The 26,041-nt window shown below is 44.9% G+C and carries 20 protein-coding genes; 6 read left to right on the plus strand and 14 right to left on the minus strand.

Annotation, left to right across the window (positions count from 1 at the left end; translation table 11 throughout):
• Positions 1-7: 7 nt before the first annotated feature.
• The 3 genes from J4N39_RS05225 to J4N39_RS05235 are packed head-to-tail and all read right to left on the minus strand — an operon-like array spanning position 8 to position 3,425.
• On the minus strand, positions 8-580 hold the full coding sequence (locus J4N39_RS05225) for a hypothetical protein (protein ID WP_252022723.1): 573 nt from the start codon (positions 578-580) through the stop codon (positions 8-10).
• Entirely contained in the window at positions 577-2,139 is a 1,563-nt protein-coding gene (locus tag J4N39_RS05230) for an aldehyde dehydrogenase family protein (RefSeq protein ID WP_252022726.1), read from the minus strand. The genes J4N39_RS05225 and J4N39_RS05230 overlap by 4 nt, the downstream gene beginning before the upstream one ends.
• On the minus strand, positions 2,139-3,425 hold the full coding sequence (locus tag J4N39_RS05235; RefSeq protein WP_252022728.1) for a class-III pyridoxal-phosphate-dependent aminotransferase: 1,287 nt from the start codon (positions 3,423-3,425) through the stop codon (positions 2,139-2,141). The genes J4N39_RS05230 and J4N39_RS05235 overlap by 1 nt, the downstream gene beginning before the upstream one ends.
• A 223-nt stretch (positions 3,426-3,648) precedes the next feature.
• Between J4N39_RS05235 and J4N39_RS05240 the strand changes: the two genes are divergently transcribed.
• Entirely contained in the window at positions 3,649-4,689 is a 1,041-nt protein-coding gene (locus tag J4N39_RS05240) for a phosphotransferase enzyme family protein (protein WP_252022730.1), read from the plus strand.
• Between the two features lie 97 nt (positions 4,690-4,786).
• Here the strand turns inward: J4N39_RS05240 and J4N39_RS05245 are convergent, their stop codons facing one another.
• The 9 genes from J4N39_RS05245 to pflA all read right to left on the minus strand — a co-directional run bounded on the left by J4N39_RS05245 (position 4,787) and on the right by pflA (position 14,917).
• Complete coding sequence (locus J4N39_RS05245) at positions 4,787-5,551, minus strand: ChbG/HpnK family deacetylase (protein ID WP_252022733.1); 765 nt, start codon at positions 5,549-5,551, stop codon at positions 4,787-4,789.
• Positions 5,551-6,540 (minus strand): glycosyltransferase family 2 protein, encoded by a 990-nt coding sequence (locus J4N39_RS05250; protein WP_252022735.1) that lies wholly within the window; start codon positions 6,538-6,540, stop codon positions 5,551-5,553. Before J4N39_RS05250 ends, J4N39_RS05245 begins: the two co-directional genes overlap by 1 nt.
• A 155-nt stretch (positions 6,541-6,695) precedes the next feature.
• On the minus strand, positions 6,696-8,231 hold the full coding sequence (locus J4N39_RS05255; protein WP_252022738.1) for a SpoVR family protein: 1,536 nt from the start codon (positions 8,229-8,231) through the stop codon (positions 6,696-6,698).
• 11 nt (positions 8,232-8,242) lie between these two features.
• Positions 8,243-9,514 (minus strand): YeaH/YhbH family protein, encoded by a 1,272-nt coding sequence (locus tag J4N39_RS05260; RefSeq protein WP_252022740.1) that lies wholly within the window; start codon positions 9,512-9,514, stop codon positions 8,243-8,245.
• Positions 9,515-9,592: 78 nt separating this feature from the next.
• Positions 9,593-11,527 carry a PrkA family serine protein kinase gene (locus J4N39_RS05265; RefSeq protein ID WP_252022742.1) on the minus strand — a complete coding sequence of 645 codons (1,935 nt, stop codon included), beginning with the start codon at positions 11,525-11,527 and terminating at the stop codon, positions 9,593-9,595.
• 367 nt (positions 11,528-11,894) lie between these two features.
• Entirely contained in the window at positions 11,895-12,632 is a 738-nt protein-coding gene (locus J4N39_RS05270) for a hypothetical protein (RefSeq protein WP_252022754.1), read from the minus strand.
• Between the two features lie 161 nt (positions 12,633-12,793).
• A complete protein-coding gene (locus J4N39_RS05275; RefSeq protein ID WP_252022757.1) occupies positions 12,794-13,294 on the minus strand; it encodes a YfbU family protein in 501 nt (166 codons plus the stop codon).
• A gap of 133 nt (positions 13,295-13,427) precedes the next feature.
• On the minus strand, positions 13,428-14,087 hold the full coding sequence (locus tag J4N39_RS05280) for an energy-coupling factor ABC transporter permease (RefSeq protein WP_252022759.1): 660 nt from the start codon (positions 14,085-14,087) through the stop codon (positions 13,428-13,430).
• Between the two features lie 89 nt (positions 14,088-14,176).
• The gene (gene pflA / locus J4N39_RS05285; protein ID WP_252022761.1) at positions 14,177-14,917 is read right to left on the minus strand and encodes a pyruvate formate lyase 1-activating protein; all 741 of its coding nucleotides are present in this window, start codon (positions 14,915-14,917) and stop codon (positions 14,177-14,179) included.
• Positions 14,918-15,407: 490 nt separating this feature from the next.
• Here pflA and J4N39_RS05290 point away from each other — a divergent pair, with 490 nt between their 5' ends.
• Positions 15,408-17,288 carry a methyl-accepting chemotaxis protein gene (locus tag J4N39_RS05290; protein WP_252022763.1) on the plus strand — a complete coding sequence of 627 codons (1,881 nt, stop codon included), beginning with the start codon at positions 15,408-15,410 and terminating at the stop codon, positions 17,286-17,288.
• Positions 17,289-17,352: 64 nt separating this feature from the next.
• Here J4N39_RS05290 and pflB read toward each other — a convergent pair whose 3' ends face one another.
• A complete protein-coding gene (gene pflB / locus J4N39_RS05295) occupies positions 17,353-19,629 on the minus strand; it encodes a formate C-acetyltransferase (protein WP_252022765.1) in 2,277 nt (758 codons plus the stop codon).
• Between the two features lie 276 nt (positions 19,630-19,905).
• Entirely contained in the window at positions 19,906-21,447 is a 1,542-nt protein-coding gene (locus J4N39_RS05300; protein ID WP_252022767.1) for a DUF3360 family protein, read from the minus strand.
• A gap of 411 nt (positions 21,448-21,858) precedes the next feature.
• Between J4N39_RS05300 and J4N39_RS05305 the strand changes: the two genes are divergently transcribed.
• The 4 genes from J4N39_RS05305 to J4N39_RS05320 all read left to right on the plus strand — a co-directional run bounded on the left by J4N39_RS05305 (position 21,859) and on the right by J4N39_RS05320 (position 26,036).
• Positions 21,859-23,352, plus strand: a complete 1,494-nt coding sequence (locus J4N39_RS05305) for a hypothetical protein (protein ID WP_252022769.1) — start codon at positions 21,859-21,861, stop codon at positions 23,350-23,352.
• Positions 23,353-23,587: 235 nt separating this feature from the next.
• Positions 23,588-24,358: an ABC transporter ATP-binding protein gene (locus tag J4N39_RS05310; protein ID WP_252022771.1), complete on the plus strand. Its 771-nt coding sequence runs from the start codon at positions 23,588-23,590 to the stop codon at positions 24,356-24,358.
• Positions 24,359-24,434: 76 nt separating this feature from the next.
• Positions 24,435-25,202: an L-arginine-binding protein AotJ gene (gene aotJ, locus J4N39_RS05315; RefSeq protein WP_353505605.1), complete on the plus strand. Its 768-nt coding sequence runs from the start codon at positions 24,435-24,437 to the stop codon at positions 25,200-25,202.
• Positions 25,203-25,295: 93 nt separating this feature from the next.
• On the plus strand, positions 25,296-26,036 hold the full coding sequence (locus tag J4N39_RS05320) for an ABC transporter permease (protein WP_252022776.1): 741 nt from the start codon (positions 25,296-25,298) through the stop codon (positions 26,034-26,036).
• Positions 26,037-26,041: the final 5 nt, after the last annotated feature.

A 26,041-nucleotide genomic window follows, 5' to 3' on the forward strand; every position in this document is an offset into this window, starting at 1 on the left:
GGCTCTCCTATAACGGGCTTGACCATGACTGCAATGAACTTGCTTGACCAGTCAGTACCACTCGCCCTGAGGAGCCTAAAAACTTCACTTGAGCGGCTTGGCACATCAGTTGGTTTTCTGCTTCCACAGCAATTTTCAAGGCATACACTGCAGGACGACAATCAATAGTCAACAGGGCATCACCTCGAGTGACCATGACACGTTTCCATTGACGGTTAAGTTGCGTGGCGTGCTCTTGACTAAGTGCTGAAACCAGCGGTGAGTCAGAAACTTGGATTTCTTGGGTTGGAGCCCCAAGCTCAGACTGGACCAAATCTGCTGCCGCAGAAAGTTGGCTACTATTCTTGGCTGATAAGATCAGCCAGCCAGTGCGACCATCCATTTGCTTATGGACGAGATTGACATCACAGTGTTTAGATATTTTGTCGAGTAATACGTCAGCCATAGGGGCAGGGCGCACTTCCAAACTCAGCAAACTATTGTCTGCAGCTGAAGGCTTTAACCCACCACTTTGTGCAAGTAGCATTGCTGTCCCTGGTGTTAAGCGCTCAATGAGCGATAGTGAGACTAATTCACTCATCGTTTCGCCTCCAAAATGCTCTTAAGTTCCTCTTGGACCAACTGCTTGATCAGAGATTGCAGATCATTGTCCGAGCGTTGAGGGGAGGCAAACTGGGTAGGAACCTTCTGATGCACGGCTTGACCCGAAGGACCTAATCCGGTCGCACCGGTTGCCATCAGTTCATGGTTGAGTGTTTGCGATACGATGGCTTTAGCTTGTTGTTCTAGATTGCGTGTGTCTGCGGTTAGCTCACGGTTCCATGCCACTTTTGTCCATTGAACCAGGTCTTTTCCACCGACGTTATCCGAGATTGAGCTTCGGCCGAAAAAGCCAGTACCAATGACAGGACTTGGCGTCAAATTGGTTGCAAAGCCACTAGCGCCAAAGACCCCAGGCCCATTGACCGTGATGCGACAAACGGGTAGTTCAATACCCCAACGGCTTATCATCTGTTCGTCATTGGCATGAATCACGGCAGAGTGCCCGCGACCTTGCAATCTCAGCATGGCGTTGGCAGTAAGTAGCGCTTGGTCAAAGTTAGACACCTTGATCATTGCCAGTACAGGGAACATTTTTTCTTTGCTAAATGGTTCGTCGGCGGCAATACGGAAGATCTCAACGCCAAGAACTTTTACACTTGGCGGGACACTAAATCCTGCTTCTCGTGCGATAAACTGAGCGTCTTTGCCTATTGCTTTTGGATTGAGCTTGCCTTGCGGGTATAAGTAGTTGCGTAACTTATCAAGTTCAGCACCTGCAACGTGATAGCCCCCAATTTGGTGCATTTTCATTGCTAATGCATCACCAATGCTTTCGTGAGCAATGACAACCGATTCGCAAGTACAAAGTAGACTGTTATCAAAGGATTTACTGGTGATTAGGCTTTGCGCCGCTAAGTCTAGGTTAGCACTTTGGTCAACGTAAGCTGCAACATTTCCTGGACCAACGCCCAGAGCGGGGTTACCTGAGCTGTAGGCAGCGCGTACCATGCCAGGTCCGCCTGTCGCCAAAATGAGGTCAATGTCTTCAGACTCCATCAGTTGGCCAACTTTCGCCACACTTGGAGTACGCAGAGTTTGAATTGCTCCTTTTGGTGCTCCGGCTTTTTCGGCAACCTCGGCAAGAAAATCAGCGGCATGCACGCAGCACTCTTTTGCCCCTGGGTGCGGACAAAGGATCACAGCATTACGAGTCAGCAGTGCAGACAGCACCTTATAGTAAACCGTAGCTACCGGGTTAGTAGATGGGATCAGTGCAACCACAACACCTGCAGGTTTGGCGACATTGAGGATCTGCTTTTCGTGGTCAACAGTAACACCACAGTATTTGTCGAAATCAAACTGCTCAAGTTGAGCGGTAACATTTACTTGGTTCTTGAGCGTTTTGTCTGGCACGTTACCAAACCCAGTTTCTCGTACTGCCCACTCCGCATAGAAAGCCGATTTCTCTGCCGCAGCTTTGGAGACAGTCTCTGCGATGTGGCGTACTTGAGAAGAGGAGTATTGGCTAAACTCTGCAGCTGACCAGTTCGCTAGACTTATAATCGCTTGTAAATTGTCGTTTGGGCGCTGTTCCATTATTTTGCCCCTTCTTTGATTAGGTTAAATTGAGATTCTTTAGGAGAGTGGTTTTTGAGCTCCCCATCGACGTGATCCAGTGCGAGCTCCAAGCTGTAAAGCATTTCGTCGCAAGTATCTTTATCTATCAGCAATCCCGGTTTTAGTTGCAAAACAGAAGGGTCAAATGAAGAGAAGATCGCCCAGACTCCACGCTCATAGAGCGCTCGCATGACATGCATAGCCCCTTCAGGATGATTGAATTCCAGACCGAAAATTAACCCACATTGGCGAATGCCTTTGAATATTGGGTAACGGCTGCGCAATTGATCGAGTTTGCTGCGAATGTACATCGAGCTATAAGCGACTGATTGTTGGGTTTCTGGAGCGGTAGTGATTTCAAGTACCTTGCTCGCAACCGCACACCCTAGCTCTGAGCCACCATACGTAGAAACGTGGCCAAAGCCATTGTCATGTAGCCACTTGGCACATTTTTCCGACAATAGCGCAGCAGCGATCGGATAGATACCACCGCCAAATCCTTTACCTGAAACAATGATATCGGGAGTAACACCGTAGGCGTTGATCGCCCAAAGTTGACCAGATCGCATTAAACCAGTCTGTACTTCATCGGCGATATAAAGCGTCCCGTACTTTTCACACAGCGCTTTAACTTCTTTCAAATATCCATCATTTGGCATGATGAAACCGTTTGTGGCAGGAATGGTTTCCAATATCACGGCAGCGATGTCACGTTGGCTGAGAGCTTTCTCCATTGCTGCCAGATCGTTAAATGGGACGCGAGCAAACTCTTCTTGGTTCGGTTGACACAAGAAAAACTCAGCGTTGACCTCATCACCTACTTGTAGCGAGTACCCTGTGTGACCGTGGTAGGCCTGATTGACCGACAATATCTTGCGTCTTTTTGTAGCATAGCGAACGGTTTTAATTGCGATATCAATGGCTTCACTACCACTCGTTGCAAATACGCAATAGTCCATGCCTGGTGAAGCAGTAACCACTTGTTCAGCCAATTTTGCTCGCTGAATGGATGGGAAGTGGTGGTTACCAGCATCAAACCTTTCCGTTGCTTCGTTGAGAGCTGTAATCAATTCTGGATGACGATGGCCTAAATTATAGGTGCCCCCATTTAAGTGCATGTCGATAAATCGACGACCATCCATATCATAAATGTAATAGCCTTCACGGCGATCGATGACCAGATCAATCCCCCAACGCTGCCAGTCTTTTGTTTTTGCAGGGTTCCAGTATTGTTGCGATGCTGTTAATACCTGTTGCTTGTCCATATGCTATCCCTAGTACTAGTAAGTCGCTATTTTTCAGCGACTTAACCAACTTCTGGTGATTAATGTTGCATGTTTGCACGTCATTTTGTTTAAAAAGTGTTAACCAAATCCCGATTTAGTTCTGGTTTGAAACTCGAATATAGTCTACTTTTAATACCAAGCGCAACAACTTGGTAACAATTACTTGCGTGATTATTCCAATAATGTGAACGGAGACAACAAGATGGATTTTTATGCTCAAACGCCGGAAAGACAGGTAGAGTTACTACAAGGGGTTGCGAAAAATGCAGTCAAGGTTTGGGGATTTGATCCTGAATCAGTGATCAAACCAGTTAAATATCGTGAAAATAGTGTTTACAAATTGACAACACCCCATGGCCAGTCTTTTGCCATCCGTGTTCACCGAGCGGGCTACCATAGCGATGATGCTTTGCGTTCAGAACTGATGTGGATGGATGCACTGCGTGTTGCAGGCGTAGCGACACCAAAAGTCCAGCCTAGTCAAAATGGCCTTTATGTTGAAACCATCAGCGCAGATGGTGTACCGGAGCCTCGTCAGGTAGACATGCTTGAGTGGATTGACTGTACTCCGCTAGGAAGTATTGAAGATGGCATTGATGAAGAAAACTTACATATTTACCGAGATGCAGGCCGCTTGATGGCGAGACTCCATTGTGAAAGTGAAGCTTGGACGCTGCCTAATGGCTTTGTTCGTGACCACTGGGATAGTGTTGGCCTGTTAGGTGAGGAGCCAATTTGGGGACGTGGTTGGGATCATCCACTGCTGACCGACTCGCAACGCAATCTGATCCTAGATGCTCGTGAACATGCAATTGCACTGCTTGAAGAGTTGCCAAAAGATAAGACCCATTACGGTCTTATTCACTGTGATTTCCTTCCAGAAAACCTTTTGGTGGATGGCAAAGGTGAGATTCACTTAATCGACTTCGATGACGCAGGCTTTGGCTACCACATGTTTGATATTGCTACGACTTTGTTTTGGTTCATGGGAGAGGAGTGTTTCGATACCATGACCGAAGAGCTGTTAGCGGGTTATACCGAGGTTCACGCCCTAGAAGAGGAACAGCTTGCATTACTGCCATGGTTCCTATTCATTCGTGGTTTAGTATATCTAGGATGGGCACATACTCGACCAGAAACCGAGATTGCTCAAGCGCTTACTCCAATTCTAATTGAAGCGCTAGAAGGTTTAGCGACCGAGCTGTTGCAGACAGAAGCTGAGCAAGATATAGCAAACGCCTAAGTCATCCCATCTTAATGCCCTTGCTTACCATATGCTCTCCCTTGTTTGGTCAGCAGGGGCATTTTCTTGTGTCTGATATTCTTAGACGATGAATGCACTAGTCGAGTTTAGAGAGTTTTATTGCTTTGTCTCGCAAAAACATGGCGTAGCGTTCACTGCTCAGATATTGGTACTCTTTCACTCGAGCACTACCATGTTCATCAGTAGACCCGATTGCAGCGGGATGGCACATGATGACGCCTTTCTCTCCTAGATTTTCTATCCACCCTTCCATTAACGTAGGAAAATCGGCCGACTCATCTATTGAGTACAACCCAGCGAAACTAGAATGTGATGGCAGCTTGGCAGCAGCCAAAGAACTCGCAAAGCCAATGTTGAGAGCTCGTATGACTAACGCCTTTATCAGGGAGTCATGTCCTGTGAAAGGTACGATAGGGTTTCTTACCCAAGGCTTTTTTTCTGAATATCGCTCACTGATGCGCTCGACGATGACTTGGCGAACTTGAGGAAACGCATGCACGTGTTGGTGCCCATCAAGATAGTCTGGTGGACAATTTAGCTCATCTTCAAAACGATCGAGTTGCAGATCCAGTGTTTGTCTCAGTGCTTTGAGATCATGACGGCCTAAACAGGATTTCAGCATCAGGTTTTTAAGAGAGTCATGAGCACCTAAATCAAAGTGCAGCCCGGTCGCAGCCTTGTCTTTGAGAGGAGTTAACGCCTTGGCACTCGATGTCCAGTTCGGCATCAATGTCATGCAGCTAGTGGCAGAAATTCTCTGGTGAGCAATAAGGTCGAGAATCGCCCCATCGACCTTATCTGACATACCATAATCGTCAGCACAAACGACGATAGATTTCATTAGTCGTCCTTATCTTGAGGTATATCGCGCTTATCTTTACTTTGCTTATACTCTTCGACGATGTATAGCGGGCGCTTTTTAACTTCGTTGAAAACACGCGCCAGATAGTCACCCATGATGCCAATGGATAGCAGTTGAATACCGCCCAAGAAGAAGATGGCTAAGGTTAGTGTAGGCCAACCAGGAACATCGGTACCAAAGATTAAAGTTTTGAATAAGATGAACATGCCATAGGCAAATGATAACCCGGAAATAATTAGGCCTACCAACATCCAGATCTTAAGTGGGATGCTGCTAAAAGACGTTAATCCTGTCATTGCAAGCGAGGTGAGTGCACGGAAATTAAACGTGCTCTGGCCACTTAGGCGTTCTTCCACTTGGAAGGTGACGGGTTTGGTCTTAAAGCCTACCCACGCATACAAACCTTTCATCATGCGCGTGCGCTCGGGTAATGACTTTAACGCATCGACGACATTGCGCCCCATTAGACGGAAATCGCCTGCATCCGGGTGGATATCAACGTCAGAAATACGTTTTAAGATCCCGTAATAAATTTTGGTGAATAGCTTTTTGGCGAGGGATTCATCTTCACGGTTATTACGCACGCCGTACACCATGTCGTAGCCATTGCGCCAATGTTCGATAAACTCGCCTACGACAGGTAGTGGGTGTTGTCCATCTGAGTCCATTAAGATAACCACATCACCACGTGCATTATCTAGCCCCGCACTGATGGCAATCTCTTTGCCGAAGTTGCGCGACAGTTTCACCAAAGAGATTGGGTATTGCTCAGAAAGCGCTTTAGCAGTCTCGACCGTATTGTCTGAACTGCCATCATCAACCACCAAGATCTCAACTTCATTGCAAAAGTCTCTTAGGTAGTTATAGGCATCCTTAACGACGTGAGGCAGGTTATCACTTTCGTTATAGGCTGGCAGCAAACAAGTAATAATATTAGGATTGTCGCGCATGGTATTTACAGGGCTCATTTTAAAGTTCACTTACAATTTTATACCAATCAAGGCGGAGTTGGCAGTGTAAGTGTGATTGATAATATGATTATGGGAGGGATTAAATCGATTACTCGATGTAATGTCAATTTGAAAAGCCCACCGAAGTGGGCGAGGGGATTATCAAAGGTAACTTATATCTGTGATGAGTAGTTTTCTCTTTCTGGACACATACTTAAGATTTCTGTGCCACCTGTTTCGCATTGCTGTTGAAGCCTAACGTCGAAACCCCACAAGCGGTACATGTGCTTTAACACCTCTTTGTGGCTTTTATCCAATGGAATTCGATTGTGCGGCACGTATTGCAGTGTCAACGAACGGTCACCACGAACATCCACATTCCATACCTGAATGTTTGGCTCCAAGCTACTCAAGTTGTATTGAGAAGCTAAGGTTTCTCGAACCGCTCGATAACCTGTTTCATTATGTATGGCAGACACTTCAACGTAGTTCTTCCGATCGTCATCAGTAATCGCAAACAGTTTGAAATCTCTCATCAATTTCGGGCTTAGATACTGGGCGATGAAGCTTTCATCTTTAAAGTTATGCATGGCAAAATGCACCGCCTCAAGCCAGTTACTACCCGCAAGATCTGGGAACCACTCCTTATCTTCTTCTGTAGGTTCCTCACAAATGCGTCGAATATCTTGGAACATCGCAAACCCTAATGCATAAGGATTGATGCCCGAGAAGTAAGGGCTATTGTATGCCGGTTGCATGACGACGTTAGTGTGGCTGTGCAGGAACTCCAGCATAAAACGCTCCGTCACTAGACCTTCGTCATAGAGATGGTTGAGGATGGTGTAGTGCCAGAAAGTCGCCCATCCTTCATTCATAACTTGAGTCTGTTTTTGTGGGTAAAAATACTGACTTACCTTTCGCACGATACGCACTATTTCACGCTGCCATGGCTCAAGCAGTGGTGCATGTTTTTCTATGAAGTAAAGAATGTTCTCTTGTGGTTCAGAAGGGAACCTAGGTCGCTCTTGAACTTCTTTCTCCGCCGATTTCGGTACCGTGCGCCACAATTCATTGACCTGAGATTGCAGGTACTCTTCTCGAGAACGTTGCCGAGCTTTCTCTTCAACTATCGATATTTTTTCAGGACGTTTGTAGCGGTCCACACCAAAATTCATTAATGCGTGGCAGGAATCCAACAGCTTTTCGACTTCTTCCACCCCGTGCTTTTCTTCACACTCGGAGATATAGTTTCGAGCAAACAGCAAGTAATCGACAATGGAACTGGCGTCAGTCCATGTCTGGAATAGGTAGTTTCCTTTGAAGAAAGAGTTGTGGCCGTAACTTGCGTGCGCCATTACCAGTGCTTGCATGGTAACGGTGTTTTCTTCCATTAAGTAAGCGATACATGGATTGGAGTTAATTACGATTTCGTATGCCAAACCCATGTGGCCATGTTTGTAGTTCTGTTCGGTTTGGATGAACTTTTTACCAAAAGACCAATGGTGATAGTTGATTGGCATGCCGACACTAGAGTAAGCGTCCATCATCTGCTCGGCAGTGATCACTTCGATCTGATTTGGATAAGTATCTAAGCGGTAGTGCTCAGCGACTCGCTTGATCTCTTTGTGGTATCGGTCAAGCAGTTCAAAGGTCCAATCCGGTCCGTCAGGCAGCGCAGTGTGCTGCTTCTTTTTTGTTTTTGTTGTCATAGCGCATCTCCCTATGCTTGCTCTTTGGCAAATAGCTCTCTAAAGACTGGGAAAATATCCTCCACTGAACGAATGTTTTTCATTGCAAAGTTGTCGAATGCTTCAGTGAGCTTTTCATACTCATGCCAGAGCGTTTGGTGCGAGCGACGGGTGATTTCGATGTAGGAATAGTATTGGCAATTGGGTAGCAAGTTATTGACCAACAGTTCCTTACAGCGTGGTGAGTCATCTGCCCAGTTGTCACCGTCTGAAGCTTGCGCTGCATAGATGTTCCACTCATTGGTTGGATATCTATCTTTGACAATTTCATCCATTAGCTTGAGAGCACTCGACACTATGGTGCCACCCGTCTCTTGGGAGTAGAAAAACTCGTGTTCATCTACTTCTTTTGCTTGTGTATGGTGGCGTATAAAAACCACCTCGACATTTTCATAGGTGCGATTTAAAAATAGGTACAGCAGTACATAGAATCGCTTAGCGATGTCTTTTGTAGCTTGGTCCATGGAACCTGACACATCCATCAGACAAAACATCACCGCTTGACTAGAAGGTACCGGGCGCTTTTCGTAGTTTTTAAAGCGCAAATCAAAGGTATCGATGAATGGGACACTTTTGATTTTGTTACGAAGCTCTTCAATTTCTAGTTTTAGCTTGTTCTCTTGCAACGGTTGAGCAGGCTCGTTTTTTTCGATTCGAGCCAGTTCCTCTTCCATCTCTTGCAGCATACGTTTTTTGCCAGCAGTCATCGCTGTTCGACGAGCGAGTGATTGCTGAAGTGAACGTACTACCGCAATGTTGGATGGGATACCCGCAGTTTGATAGCCTGCTCGATGTGTTTTCCACTCAGTGATTTTGGCTACTTGGTTTTTGCGTAGGTTGGGAAGCTCTAGATCTTCAAAAAGAATATCCAGATACTCATCTTTTGAAATTTGGAATACAAATTCGTCTTGTCCTTCACCATCAGGACTTGCTTCGCCTTCCCCAGCACCGCCACCTTGACCACCACCTTTCGGGCGTTCAATCTTGTCACCAGGAGAAAATTGGTCATTCCCCGGATGCACTCTATCTCGCACACCACCTTGTCCATGGTGAAACACGGGCTCATTGATATCTTTGTTAGGGATAGCAATGTCTTCCCCGGTTTCGGTGTTGGTGATGGAGCGGCGATTTACTGCATCAGCGACGGATTCTTTAATTTGCTCTTTGTGACGACGAAGAAAACGCTGACGGTTCACCGTGCTGCGATTCTTGCCGTTGAGCCTTCTGTCGATAAATTGCGCCATAAGTTACTCCCTTTGAAACATCAAAGTGTCTTGGTCGCCTTGGTGACTAACCAAGACACTTGTCCTTACCGCTTCCTGTTAAGAGGATTTGCGAACGCGCAAATACCACTCAGAGAGCAATCTGACTTGTTTCTTGGTGTAGCCTTTCTCCATCATACGAGCGACAAAGTCGTCGTGTTTTTTCTGGTCGTCTGTTGACGTTTTTGCATTAAATGAAATCACTGGAAGCAGCTCTTCAGTGTTCGAGAACATTTTCTTCTCAATCACGGTGCGAAGTTTTTCATAGCTGGTCCAAATTGGGTTCTGACCGTTATTCCCAGCTCGAGCACGAAGCACGAAGTTGACGATCTCGTTACGGAAGTCTTTAGGGTTACTGATGCCAGCAGTCTTTTCGATCTTCTCCAGTTCGTTGTTTAGTGCTGCGCGGTCGAACAGTTGACCAGTTTCTGGGTCGCGGTACTCTTGGTCTTGAATCCAGAAGTCGGCGTAGGTGACATAACGGTCAAAGATATTCTGACCGTATTCGGAGTAAGACTCTAAGTAAGCGGTTTGTATTTCTTTGCCAATAAACTCAACGTATTTTGGTACTAGGTATCCTTTTAAGAATTCAAGGTAACGTTCACCAACATCCTGCGGGAATTGCTCACGCTCGATCTGCTGTTCAATCACGTAGAACAGGTGAACAGGGTTTGCAGCCACTTCGGACTGGTCAAAGTTAAATACTCGCGACAGGATCTTGAATGCGAAACGGGTTGAAAGACCGGACATGCCTTCATCAACACCTGCATAGTCACGGTATTCTTGATAGCTTTTGGCTTTAGGGTCCGTATCTTTAAGTGTTTCACCGTCGTAAACACGCATCTTAGAGTAGATCGAAGAGTTCTCTGGATCTTTAAGGCGAGAAAGGATGCTGAACTGTGAAAGAATGTCCAATGTGCTTGGTGCACAAGGGGCAAGAGAGAGCTCACTGTGATCAAGCAGTTTCTTGTAGATACGAGTCTCTTCTGATACTCGCAAACAGTAAGGCACCTTCACTATGTACACACGGTCAAGGAATGCTTCGTTGTTTTTGTTATTGCGGAAAGTTTGCCACTCGGATTCATTGGAGTGCGCCAAAATCATGCCGTCAAATGGCAGCGCCGACAGCCCTTCTGTACCGTTGTAGTTGCCTTCTTGGGTTGCAGTCAATAGAGGGTGAAGCACTTTAATTGGTGCTTTGAACATCTCTACAAATTCCATTAGACCTTGGTTAGCTCGACATAGGGCACCTGAATAGCTGTATGCATCAGGATCATCTTGTGAGAAGTGTTCTAGCTGACGGATGTCGACTTTACCTACCAAAGATGAAATGTCTTGGTTGTTTTCATCTCCCGGCTCAGTTTTCGCAATCGCTCTCTGGTCAAGAATGGATGGACGTACTTTGACGACTTTGAATTTAGATATGTCTCCACCGAATTCATGCAGGCGTTTTGCTGCCCAAGGAGACATAATGGAGCGTACATAACGCTTCTCGATGCCGTATTCGGATTTGAGCAGGTCGCCGTCTTCGTTGACGTCAAACAAACAGAACGGGTGGTCATTGACTGGGCTGCGTTCACCATTTGCCGAAAGCACATAGATAGGCATTTTTTCCATCAGTGCTTTGAGCTTTTCAGCCAGAGATGATTTACCCCCACCTACTGGACCCAGTAGATAAAGGATCTGCTTACGTTCTTCTAGCCCTTGAGCGGCGTGTTTGAGGTAGGAAACAATTTGCTCAATGGCGTCTTCCATACCGTAGAAATCTTTAAATGTCTCATAACGAGAAATGACTCGGTTAGAGAAGATGCGAGACAGTTGCGGGTCAAGGGCCGTATCGATGATTTCCGGCTCTCCAATCGCAAGTAACAAACGTTCTGCCGCATTGGCATAGGCGCTTTTATCTTCTCTACACAGTGACAAAAAGTCCTGAATTGATAGCTCTTCTTCCTTGGCTGCTTCGTAGCGTGCCTGGTAGTGGTCAAAAATGCTCATAGCGAAATACCCCTCTAAACCTGTACAGATACCAAAGTTACTCATCTAGCCATTGTGGTTAGCGCTACCACTTATGAGCCTGAGCAAGGCATTGGCATTAACAAACAGCGAAATGTCACGTCATTCACCTCTTAAGATTAGACAGTGATTTGGAATTTTGCTTAATTTTTCGATGTTTATTTAACAATTGGTAACAAGATGACCAGAGATGAAAGGCAAAATTGACGCTGTCGTTTGGAGGCTTACACTGAAAATATACGTCGTTAGTAGCGAATAGTTTGAAGAAATCGTCGCTTATAAAGCACAAAAAAGTGTGCGACCGCAAAAGGTCGCACACTTTCATAGAGTTATAGTGATAAAACTGGAATTAAATCAGGTTTTCATCAATGAACTGCTGGATAGCTTCTTGCAGCGCTTTGGTTTCGTAATTTGTGTACTTGATTTCTGGTTGCGTGTACGGGTAACGCTTATCGAAGTTAATGTCCATGCTCATACTAAACGTGTCAGTGCGCTCGATAGGCGTGTTGATCATGTGTTTTACTGTTTTATCAATAACGACTTCATCAGCCTTGTTGGTCAGAGTGAAGTGCACAATGATGCCCGTATTAAGGCCATTTTCTAGATTCTCTTCTAGAGCTGACTCTACGATAGTTTCAGAAAAGTAATCGGTAACATCGACTGCTAGTTTGTATTCAGCAGACGAAGCAAAACCTTGGCGATAAAGACCATTTTCTTGCAGGATCACTGACGTTGCATTCTTAACGACTTCTTGCTTTAGCAGGTGGTTTTGCTCATAGGCATCTTTGCCATAAATATTTTCCCCACGAAACGCTGGGAATTCGCTTCCCAAGCGGTGGCCGTTCCAAGGGCTGTAGCTGTAGAGGTAAACTTTTTTATGGTACTGACTTTGCTGATTAGTCGAGTCATTAGTTTGGCTCAACGACATCATACGGTTCATGCTTGGTTCTTCAAGGTAAGAGATTTTCATGTCGCCTACCATGTGACTCATCATGGAGTCAGCAAAAGAAGGACCACCCTCCGTAGAGGCGCAGCCCACACTTAAAATCGATGCAATAGAAAGACCTAGAATATGCTTAATTTTCATTATATTTAACAGCCGATTGAGAAAGTTGAATCCATACTATGTGCGATGTTAAACAATATTGTCAGGAAGCTGTTAATTCTAGCGGTAGATGATTTTTTGGCAGAATAAAAAATGGAGCCACGTGGACTCCATTGATGATTTATTACCTAGTCTAGTGAGAGTTAGGCATTAAAAATTTGTTGGAATTCTGCAGATGACAAGTGGTACTGACGAGGACAGTTTTGCCAAGTGCGAAGCATACGACGGTATTTGTCATGCATTGGCATTTGAGCATTAAAGTGGTGGTCTCCCTTGTCAAATTGAGGGTAAAGACCTTCAGAGTCGACTAGGAAGCGCACGTAGTTCACTTGTTGTGATTCACTTGCAATATCAAAACCTAAGAAAGTTAAGCGGCGAGCGTCGACATCTTTTTGTGCTTCGGTATCGAGCATTTTGTATGACTCTTGCATAGCGTGGTACATCTCCATGATGTTGATGATCTCACGGCACTGGTCTTCTACTAGGCAGCCAAAATCTTTGTTTAGCTCCGTCATTTGCAGCTCGTAGCCACGCTCAACAATCGTCTGTAGTCGTTTGTATTTTGCAGAGTTGTTTGGATCCAGTTGTGACATAAGAGTGTACTGGTTCGATAGGATCAAACGTTGAGCGTTAGTCATTTCCATAATTGGCCTCACTATATTTTTGTTGTCTGGCAACAAGATTAACAGGAGTTTTCCTTGGTGAAACATGATCTCAACACAGTTTTAATGCAGTTTGATCGAAAAACTACATAAATATTGTGCTACTTGCCATGAATTAGTCTTTTGAGGTGTAGAGGTAGTCTCGATCTCTAAACACCCTTAACCATTCTGGTCGATAGACGCACAGTAGCGCAAGGCTCATGCCATTTAATAACCCCTCTGGGAAGATAAGCAATGGGATTAAAGTGAAGTAATTATCGGCAATTATTTCCCAACCAAATTGGTCACTGATTAGGTAGAACCCTCCACGAAACAGAATATGTAAGCTTCCTGTGAGCCCTGCATTGAAAAAGCCTGCGACAAAGATGAACACAAACACATTTTTGGGTAAGTAGCGGTAGGTGAGTAGGAATACAGTGTAGGTGATGAGAATTGGAATCAGGCCACTGAGTACGACATCACTTAGGAAAAATGGGTCGGAGAAACCATGGTAGGCGTAGCTAACACTTTGGATGGTCAATACCAGGATAAATGCGATTCGCCAGCCATACATCAGGCTCAATACGGTTAAACCTAAGAAATGCACTTCTAATCCTTGATAGATACCAGCGTTGGCTTGCCAAAGCAGAAAAATCCCAGCGATGACAATACCCGTCACTTTCTGGAAACTTGAGTCATTTTTAAGCTTTGGAATAAAGTGTTGCTTAATATCTTGCTTACACTTGAATACCGTTAGCAAGACGATAATGCCTGCGATCCACTGCCAATCGTTCACAAAGTCGCTTATTGTTGAATGAGTTTGAATAGATTATGCGCAAACTATAGAGCAAAAGACCAGCACTTTGGCTGGTCTTTGTAGAGAAGCTAGTATTTCACGTTATCGTGATATTGAGACAAGATTGCTTGAAGCTTATCCATGGTCTCTTTTGAAGGAGGCTCAACACCATCAAGCGGGTATTCATGGCCGAGAGCCTCCCATTTGTGGGCACCGAGCTTGTGATATGGCAGCATCTCAACTTTCTCAATGTTGTCCATATCTTTAATGAACTCTCCGAGTTTATGAGCGGCATCTTCACAGTCGGTGTAACCTGGGACAACCACGTAACGAATCCAGGTAGTTTTGCCTAATTTGTGCAGGTAACGAGCAAAGTCGAGTGTGCGGTTATTGGATACGCCGACCAAGTCTTGATGGATTTCATCATCCATGTGCTTAAGATCTAGCATCACCAAATCGGACTGCTCTAGAACTTCATCAACCACATCGGTGTGTTTACGAATGTGACCGTTGGTGTCTAGGCAAGTGTGCATGCCTTCTGCTTTGGCTGCTTTGAAAAAGTCTCGTACAAACTCAGGTTGAAGCATGGCTTCACCGCCTGAACATGTCACGCCACCACCAGACGCATTCATAAAGTGCTTGTAGCACTTAGCATCATTGATGATCTCTTCGACAGTAACTTCGCGTCCATCCTTTGGATCCCAAGTATCTCGGTTGTGACAGTATTTACAACGCATTAAACAGCCTTGTAGAAATACAATAAAGCGGATGCCAGGTCCGTCGACAGTACCACATGACTCAAAAGAGTGAATACGACCAGTTGTAGACATGAACTTTTCTCTTATCTTATTTTTGCTGTCATTTTATTACATTTCCCGCCCTTCACCTAGCCGATTTGGGCTAAATATCATCAGTTGAGCCAAAAAATTTAAAGCCAATTTTCTCGTCAATTTGCGGACATCAACCATTGAAATGAAGAATGAGATTTATCAAGCATTTGAGTCTTGGGTACTCGTCACGAGGTATCAGAATTCATTTATCTAACGTTCTGTTTATAAAGAATTTATAGATTTATGTCCCAAGAAAGTGCTCAAGTTAGCGTTTTGTAGCAAAGCACTACTTAATCTGCTGAATAAGTGGAAAAACCATATAGATTATATTTATATTAATAATGTGTTGCACAACTGTGTTGTTTTTTGCTCTTTGAGCTAAAAAATAAAACCGTTCTGCCTGATTTTCGGTGCTCATGAAAGGTCGTTCCAAAAATAACAATTTGAGCTTAGTACCATTTTTCTAAAATTCGCTATGTGGGTTTAACTTATGAGTAGTTTTTCTTTGTCCCAAAAACAGAAGTCGTTCCTCTTTCTTGGGTTACTAGTATTGGGGTTTGTCAGTCTTGCGACGTATACCACTGTCAGTATTGGCAAAGTGACTAGCCAATATCAGCAAAGTGGCAAGATTTCAGATGGGGTGACCGCCATATCCCAAGTTCAAGTCCAGTTGCTACAGCTGGTGGCACAGCTTGATGATATGAGTGGAGGCCAAGTGAGTGCAGTAAGCACTGAGATTCAAAAGGTGGCAGATAAGGTTGAAGAGTACCAACCATTTTTGTCCGATGCAGGGTTATCTAGTCAAGGGGGAGAGTTGCTGGCAGCGTTGAAAGATTACCAGAATGCACTCAAACCATGGTTAGAGATCCGTTCAGAAATGGGCTTCAATGTTGACGATGGAAAGTTGGGCGAGATGGCACAACTTGCAGCTGTGATTGAACAAAAAATCGCAGAAACCGGCATGGTTAGCTTAAACTCAGATTTTCAAAACATGGTTAAGATGCAGCAGGGCTATATTCTTCAACCTAATGAAGAGAATATGAAGCAGTTTAATCGTTCTCATGCCATGTTTGAAAGCATGTCTAACACCTACGCCATGCTTGATTTATATGAAAAAGAGCTTGTGGCGTTTAAGCAGGACTTCGAGCGAGTTGCTGAGCTCTCTAACCAATTGATTACGATTGAGCAGACGTTATTTGCCGATCAAGATAAGGTGAAAGTGGTTATTGGCGAGTTAACGTCGACGTTAGCTAATATCAGTGACCAGTATCAGCAATCAGCACAGCAAGCATCGAGTGGAGTCAAAACCTCAGTGTTGATTGCGTGTTTAGTGCTAGCTGCTTTCACGATTATTATTTTCTTGATGATTAATCGCTCTATCAGCAACTCAGTTCTATCGATTACGACTATGATGGAATCTTTGGCATCTGGTGATTTTTCTCAACGCATGACAGATAGCGGCAATGAGAAAGATGAATTTAATCGCTTGGGGCTTGTGATTAACCAAACGTGTGAAAAGCTTGGCACCCTAGTTCGAGATGTTCAGCAGGGCAGCCAAGATTTGTCTCGTGATGCTCAAGAGCTTAATAGTAACGTCGATGGCCTGGTCGCTAGTCAAAGCGATATCTCTCAACAAACCCAGTTACTAGCTTCTGCGACCGAAGAGGTGAGTGTAACCACACAAGAGGTTTCCAACAGTCTCGAGTTGGTGGTACAAGTGGCTGAGAGTTCGCATCAATCGGCTTCTGAAGGCGGCACTGTTATCACCCAAGCTATTCAGTCACTTGATGAAGTTGCCTCGGTGTTGAAAAACGCTGAAGGGCATATCAAAGGTTTAGAAGGTGCTTCTGCCAAGGTCGATTCGGTGATGGAGATCATCAATGGCATCGCAGAGCAAACCAACTTACTTGCATTGAACGCCGCCATAGAAGCCGCCCGAGCCGGTGAACAGGGTAGGGGCTTTGCGGTAGTTGCTGATGAAGTGAGAAGCTTAGCGGTACGTACGGTTGATGCCGTTGCTGAAATCTCTGGCACCATCGAGACCATGAAACAGGAGAGCTCTGCTGTGATCGACTCGATAGCCGCATCGGAAACCTCTATTCAAAAGGGGCGTGATAATGGGCAAGAGGCAATGACTGCTTTGGAAGGTATTACGGAAAAAGTCTCTGAAGTGAATCAGCAAACAGAAGTTATTTTTGCATCTATTCGTGAGCTAGCAACAACCAGTCAGTCTATGGCAGATAACATGGCTCAGATATCGACGTCGATGGAATCGGTAGAAATGAGTAGTCAGCAATTGCGGGTGACAAGTATTAATGTGGATAACTTGTCGAGTTCATTAAACCAAGATTGTGAGCAATTTAAGCTATAGGTTTTTGAGGTATTAAAAAAGGGTTGGCAATGCCAACCCTTTTATTTTTCAGTAAGACTCTAAATTATAGAGACTCAGTGAAAGTACGTGCGATTACGTCTTTTTGCTGTTCAACAGTTAGAGAGTTGAAACGTACAGCGTAACCAGATACACGGATTGTAAGCTGAGGGTAGTTCTCAGGGTGCTTAACTGCGTCTTCTAGAGTTTCGCGGTTAAGAACGTTCACGTTTAGGTGTTGACCACCTTCAACGCCAGCTTCGTGGTGGAAGTAACCATCCATTAGGCCAGCAAGGTTAGAACGTTGGCTATCTTCTTCTTTACCTAGTGCGTTAGGCACGATAGAGAAGGTGTAAGAGATACCATCTTTCGCATCAGCAAACGGTAGTTTACCTACTGAAGTTAGAGATGCTACAGCGCCTTTCTCGTCACGGCCGTGCATTGGGTTTGCACCTGGTGCGAATGGAGCACCTGCTTGACGACCGTCTGGCGTAGTACCAGTCTTCTTACCGTATACCACGTTAGAAGTGATAGTTAGGATAGACTGAGTTGGGATAGCGTCACGGTATGTCTTAAGTTTACGGATCTTGTCCATGAACTTAGAAACCATTTCACAAGCCAAGTCATCAACACGTGAATCGTTGTTACCAAATTTAGGGTAGTCGCCTTCGATTTCGAAGTCGATTGCTACGCCATCTTCATCACGTACTGGCTTAACTTTAGCGTACTTGATTGCAGATAGTGAGTCAGCAGCAACAGATAGACCAGCGATACCACAAGCCATTGTACGACGAACGTCACGGTCGTGTAGAGCCATAAGCGCTGCTTCGTAGCTGTACTTGTCGTGAGAGTAGTGGATTGCGTTTAGTGCAGTCACGTATTGCTTCGCTAGCCAATCCATTAGGTTGTCTAGACCAGCCCAAACTTTATCAAAGTCTAGGTACTCATCAGTCATCGCTTCAGTCTTAGGACCAACCTGCATCTTCAATTTCTCATCAACACCGCCGTTGATAACGTAAAGAAGAGTCTTAGCAAGGTTTGCACGAGCACCGAAGAACTGCATGTGCTTACCGATAACCATTGGAGATACACAACAAGCGATAGCGTAGTCATCGTTGTCGAAATCTGGACGCATTAGGTCATCGTTTTCGTACTGGATAGAAGAAGTATCGATAGATACTTTCGCACAGAAACGCTTGAAGCCGTCAGGTAGTTGCTCAGACCATAGAACAGTGATGTTCGGCTCTGGGCTTGGGCCCATAGTGTATAGCGTGTTTAGGAAACGGAAGTTAGTACGTGTAACTAGTGTACGACCGTCAACACCCATACCACCCATTGATTCTGTTGCCCAGATTGGGTCGCCAGAGAATAGCTCATCGTACTCAGGAGTACGTAGGAAACGAACCATACGCAGCTTCATTACGAAGTGGTCGATCATTTCCTGTGCTTCAACTTCAGTGATCTTGCCAGCAGCGATATCACGCTCAACGTAAACGTCAAGGAAAGTAGAAGTACGGCCAAGAGACATAGCTGCGCCGTTCTGAGATTTAACAGCCGCTAGGTAACCGAAGTATAGCCACTGGATAGCTTCTTTAGCGTCAGTTGCTGGGTTAGAGATATCGAAGCCGTAAGAAGCTGCCATCTCTTTCATTTGACCTAGTGCACGGTGCTGCTCTTGAATCTCTTCACGAAGCTGCATAGTCATCTGTAGGTCTTCGCCGTTCTCAAGCTTCTCTTGTAGAGAGTGGAACTGAGCAACTTTCTCTTTGATTAGGAAATCAATACCGTAAAGAGCTACACGACGGTAGTCACCGATGATACGGCCACGACCGTAAGCATCTGGAAGACCAGTTAGAACGCCTGACTTACGACAACGTAGGATGTCTGGAGAGTAAACGTCGAAAACACCTTGGTTGTGTGTTTTACGGTACTCAGAGTAGATTTTTGATACTTGAGGATCTAGTGTACGACCGTAAGCCTTACAAGAACCTTCGATCATGCGCACGCCGCCGTTTGGCATGATTGCACGCTTAAGAGGAGCTTCAGTCTGAAGACCCACGATAGTTTCTAGGTCTTTCTCGATGTAGCCTGCATCGTGAGATGTGATGGTAGAGATCACAGATGTATCGAAATCAACAGGAGCGTGAGTTGCGTTTTCCTGCTTGATGCCTTCCATTACTTTAGCCCAAAGCTTGTTAGTCGCTTCAGTACCTTCTGTAACTAGGAACGCTTCGTCACCTTCGTACGGAGTGTAGTTCTTCTGAATGAAGTCACGTACGTTTACTTCGTTTTGCCAATCACCTTCAGCAAAACCTTCCCATGCTTTAGCAAATTGCTCAGCCATGACATACCTACCTTTTTAGTAGCAATTACACGTACTGCGTGATTCAGTAAGCGCGAGTGTCTTACTGCACAGTACACTCTTTTTTAAATGAAAATATGTGTGACTACGTCTTGTAGTGCATGGTCACACATATTGTCATTTTCCCGAAGAATTTCAAGGTTACTATAAAAAATTTTTGTAAACCTTAAACTAAATCAATAAACATTAAACTATCTAGATAAAATTTGGGTGATGCGTTAACATCACCCAAACAATTTTATCAAATCTTGGTCATAATTAAAGGAATGCTGGGATTCCGTATTGGCTCTCAAGCATACCAACTGCAAGCATTGCAACTAAACAGATAACAAATACGCCTACAGGGATGATGATCTTGTCGACAAATGATAGACGAGATGCACGCTCTTTATCACCAATCAGACCATTATTATCCAAGAACATTGTTAGTGCCCAAGCCAGTACAGGGTTGGCAACTACTGATGCAAAGATACAGATACCTGCCGCTTGCGAGTCTTTGGTGTCTTTAACCATCTGCATACCAGCTTCAAGTAGTGGCAAGAATACACCAACGAGTAGCGCAACACGCATTACTGGAGGCCATACTGCTACGTCCATTGGGAAACCAAGGATAGCAATTGCCATTACTAGTAGACCTAGAATGATAGCACCACCCGGGATTGGACGCTTAGCGATCGCCGCCGGGATCATGTAAGTACCCCAAGATGAAGTGATGTTACCACCACCAAGTGCTGTACCTACCATTTGACGGATTGAACACATAGTCATAGTGTCATCAACGTCCATCAGAACTTTTTCAGTCTTCTTAGGATAGTTCAATTCTTGGAAAATGCGGTGGCCAAGGAAATCTGGAGACCACATTGCTACCGCTAGGATTGCAAATGGCAATGAAGCGATGAAGTGCTCAATGTTTGGCAAACCAAGCTGCCAGCCTGTTTCCGTGCTGCCCCACCAGTAAACAGGGTTTAGGTTTGGAAGGCCCATTTCAGTTTCGAACTTAAGGTCAAAACCCGCACCTAGTGCAAGTGCAATCAGTAAACCAACGAACGCACATACAGGGATAGCTAGCCATCGCATGCCAATTTTCGCCAAAAATGCGTAGATTGCGATGGTCACGCCTAACACGATCAGACCAACCCAGCCCATGCTGCCTGCAGCAACCTCAGCTGATTGCAGACCACTTGCCCAAGATTGAATCGAACCGATCTGGCTCATAGTCCCCGTGAAGCCAAGGAAGATAAGTAAGCCACCAGCCGTACCCTCGGAGGTGAGGTTAACTAGTTTGGAACCACCTTTAAAGTAACTCAGTAACAGACCAAATACGCCAAGCAAGATTGCAAGGGCTAAAGGGTGTGCGCCAGCAAGTGCGATAGCGCCGATAAGAGGGATCATTGGCCCGTGGTTACCAGCAAGGTTTGCACGAGGGTTTAAGAATCCAGAAGCGAATACACAGAAGAACAGGGCAGGGAAAAGCATCTCTACACGAGCAACTTCGATTGCGAACTCTTTGCCTAGGTTAATGTGGTCCCAAGCTTGAGTTAGACCATCCGCCCACGACATCATTACTGCAGAGTACATCGCGATAATACCGATAGTACCCGCTAGCGCTGGAACGAGATCTTCGATCTCAAAACGGAAATCACGACCCGGAAGGTTTAACTTGAAGCGGCGAGGCTTCATGATTTGTAGTTCGTGATCTAGGTAATCAGAACGACTTTTGAACTCTGATGCAGGACGGTGTAATTCAGAATAGCTTTTTTCCTGAATCTCATCCGCGTTGTCTTTGACTACGTCTGACATAGATTCCTCATATATAGAAAGTTAGTAAATCAGTAAACAGCATTACCTTGCTTGTTTAAGTTAGCATTGCACAAGGTTGCATGTTGCAAGTTTTGGTGTGATTTCGTTTGAAATTATTGCTCTTATCTTGCATTGCTGATGAGAGTATCAATCGTCATTATAACAGTGATTGATCTTGATCACTTTAGGTATCTACTTGTAAGAAAGCTACATGATATTCGAGGTATTTATGTGATTTGGGTCACTAATGTCGGGTTTATTTACAAGTTATATAACAAGAAGTGTAACCCAAAGTAAAAGAAGGCCTTATACACCACAAAAGCTGCTCAATGGCATGACATTTGCTTGAATATCCTTATAAAATTAACCGCAAATATTTTGACGCTAAGCGTCACTTTTAGGGGATACAAGATGACAACGTTCAAGCTGCTGCCGATCATGGCGGCTGTTTCTTTGGCACTGAGTGGGTGTGGTAGTTCGAGTAAGAGTAATGACAACCCTCCTGCGCCAACACCTACGGTATATACTTGGCAATTGGTTCACCTAGCTTCTGTGACTAAAAACTCAACCTCGTGTGCGGTGTATGCCAGCGATACTAGTGATAATACTAAAGAGATTGTGGCTTACCGAGGCAACACAAACACAAATGTTCTCATCCATAACGCAGATGGTTCGGTTAAAACTAAACTCACACCAAGCTCAACTGGTGTTGTATCAATTACGCAATCGGATATCCCAGATAATGGCTTTGTTTCGGTAGAAGAGCTCGACGGTACGATCGGAAACCAGCAAGACATTTACATGTTTGCAGTACAAAAGTCATTAATGACGAATTTGACGGTGAACGTGCGTAGAAAAGCGGCTGCGTCAACGTCTTGCTATACTACGAACGTTGCCCATACTGAGACCGCAGTAGATAGTGATGCGGTGATCAATGTCATTCAAGTATCTAGCTCTACAGCGAGATATCAGACTAGTTACATAGACTCGTCCGTGTCTGGCGGCACAGTTGGTTTAAAAGTTCCTGTTCGAAGTGAACTTCCAGCACAAGATTCGGTGTTAGTCACTTTGTTTGATGATTACACCTCGAATGAGGCGAAAACACTGACTCATTATGGGGTTGCCGATTCAAGTTTTGTCTATAACACCAATAACACCAGTACAAATTCGGTCATTCCAACCAACCGAGGTGTGGTTCCGCAAGGTATAACTTTTAGTGGCCTAACGCTAAATAGTGCGCTAGCTAATCGAGTGGATGTTGCATACAAAAGCGAAGTGTATGAGTGGCAGCCAATCTTCCAAACCAGCAGTGATTACTCTTTCGTTACTGATCAGGACCCGTTCAGCAGTTGGACTTTCTTGCTAAACGGTACAAGTAACAGCTGGAACTATCATGCGATGCGTGTTGCGGATGGTAATGCTAAGACATTTTCAGCACCTTCTGTAACGGCACTGAATGCAACCATTGATAGTAATACCTGTGCTACTGGCGCTGACTATTGTGTGGATAGTAGTGGTTTCACCGCTTCAGATTTCTCTGCGCAACGAACCCATATTCGTTCAAATACCAGTAATAACTCACGAGTGTTTTATCAAACTATATACTCGGAGCCGGGCTCAGAAGTTGCTTTGATGAAGAGCAGCGACGCAAGTGAATCACTAGACCCGAACTCAAATACCAACCGCATAGAAGTTAGCTTGGCGAAAGTCTCTAGTAGCGCTAGCCAAACCGACAGTCTGGCGTACTTTATGGAGCAAAGCATCGATGTTCAGCAGCTCATCGGTAGTACAGTACCAAACTTCTATGATGCCAATGGCCCTGTAACCCAGAAGACACCTCAAAAACAGCGATACATAAGCTTGATGGGGCAGGATGTCGAAGTTCTGAGTGCAGGTGTGAATTAATTGCATATCTGCTTTTACAAAGCCTTCCTCGGAAGGCTTTATTTTTATCCACTAAAAAAGATCTCTGACAGAATATTCTTGCGTTGTGAATATCTATTCAGTTATATTGGCTAAATAATAACAGTTTATAAGTTAATAATATGTTGCGCATTATTCTGCTTGATGCTAGCGTGTAACAAAATTATAAAAAAGGCCGGAGTGCCATTAGTCACAGTGACACAGGGAGTAAATGCGCATGAAGGATGTAGCTGCGCTGGATATTAAAGAGCTGCACAAGACGTTCGGTCAGAACGAAGTGTTAAAGGGGATTTCCCTTGAAGCTCACAAAGGGGATGTAATTTCAATTATTGGCTCTTCCGGTTCCGGAAAGAGCACCTTCCTACGTTGTATCAATCTTTTAGAGACGCCAACAGCAGGCGAGATCTGGGTTAACGGTGAGTTGATCGAGATGAAAAATAATCGTCGCGGCGAGTCTCTTCCCGCCAATGAAAAACAAGTCCAACGAATCCGTTCTCGTTTGGCAATGGTTTTTCAGGGGTTCAATCTTTGGTCGCACATGACAGTGTTGGAAAATGTGATCGAAGCTCCAGTTCACGTTCTTGGGGTACCAAAAGCACAAGCGATCGAAAACGCAGAGATGCTGCTCAAGAAAGTGGGTTTATACGAGCGTCGTGATTATTACCCTGGTCACTTGTCTGGTGGTCAACAGCAGCGCGCCGCTATTGCTCGTGCTCTTGCAGTCGACCCAGAAGTTATGTTGTTTGATGAGCCAACTTCTGCACTCGATCCTGAGCTTGTCGGCGAAGTACTCGGCGTCATGCGTGATCTTGCTGATGAAGGGCGAACCATGCTGGTGGTGACCCATGAGATGGCATTTGCTCGTGATGTTTCAAATCACGTGATGTTCTTACATCAAGGTTTAGTGGAAGAGCAGGGGGATCCGTCTAAACTCTTTACTAACCCTGAGTCAGAGCGACTTCAACAGTTTATATCTTCAATCTACTAGTAGGTTGAATGGTTGGTCTATGCCAACCAGCAACACAACAGTAAAAATAAAAAACTTAAATCACAGGAGTATGGAAATGAAAAAGTGGTTATTGGCAGCTGCCGTTGCTGCAACAGCTATGACAGGCGCAGTTCAAGCAAAGGATTGGAAAGTAGTGCGCTTTGGTATCGAAGGGGCTTACCCTCCGTTTAGCTGGACAGAGTCAGATGGTACTTTGAAAGGCTTTGACGTAGACATGGCAAACGCATTGTGTGCTGAAATGGAAGTAAAATGTAAGATCGTTCCTCAAGATTGGGACGGTATTATTCCTTCATTACTAGCACGTAAATATGATGCAATCATCGCTGCAATGTCTATCACTGAAGAGCGTAAGCAGAAAGTAGATTTCACTGGCAAATACGCTCAGATCCCTAACAAATTCATCGCTAAGAAAGGCGCAGGTCTTGATTTTGACAATCTAGACGGCGTTAAAATTGGTGTTCAACGCGCAACAACTCACGATAAATACATCACTGACAACTACAAAAACGTAGAAATTGTACGTTACGGCTCTTTTGACGAAGCTTACCTAGACCTAGGTAATGGCCGTGTTCAAGCCGTGCTAGGTGATGCATCAGCACTTGAGGAAGGCGTAATCAACAAGCCAGGTGGCGAAGGTTATGAGTTTGTCGGTCCATCACTGACTAATCCTAAGTGGTTCGGTGAAGGTATGGGCATCGCTGTTCGTAAGCAAGACAAAGACCTTACAGCTAAGCTAGATGCAGCTATCACATCACTACGTGAGAAGGGCGAGTACCAGAAAATCGCCGCTAAATACTTCAACTACGACGTATACGGTGACTAACCTCATCTAACCTAACCCCATAGCTGAATCTTCGGCTATGGGGTCATGGACCTCTCTTATTTCTATCCGATCGCGGTATTGCTGGATATAACTATGATTGATCTTCAAGGATATGAAGGCGCTATCTTAAAGGGCGCATGGCTGACTGTGGAAGTCGCCGTTTTATCGCTGTTGTTTGCAGTGGTACTTGGAATGTTGGGCGCACTGGCTAAGTTGGCGCCATATCGTTGGGCGAGAGCCATTGCCACCCTTTACACCACCATTATTCGAGGCATTCCTGACCTCGTTCTAATGATGCTGATTTTCTTCGGCGGGCAAATCTTACTTAACAACAGTCTGTACTCCGCCAATGAGTGGATAAATGAGTGGATGACTTCCAGCAACCCGGATCATGAGTGGACTTCTTACCTACCAGATTACATCGACGTTAGTCCGTTTATAGCCGGTGTGCTTACGATTGGTTTCATTTTTGGCGCATATATGGCAGAAACTTTCCGCGGGGCGATTCTTGCCGTTGACCGTGGTGAGATGGAAGCGGCAAAGGCGTATGGAATGAGCAGTGTCATGGCTTTTAGACGTATCTTGCTTCCTCAGATGATTCGCCATGCAATTCCTGGCTTTGGTAATAACTGGTTAGTACTACTCAAGACAACGGCGTTGGTGTCGATTATCGGACTAGAAGATATGGTGCGTGTGAGCTCCCTAGCCGCTGGTTCTACCAAAATGCCATTTACTTTCTACATGACGGTTGCGGTGATCTTCTTGATTTTAACCGCAGTATCAACTGGCTTGTTAAAAGTCGTTGAGCGCAAATATTCGATTCATACGAGGTAAATGAA

The organism is Vibrio sp. SCSIO 43136 (assembly GCF_023716565.1).
GTDB lineage: Bacteria > Pseudomonadota > Gammaproteobacteria > Enterobacterales > Vibrionaceae > Vibrio.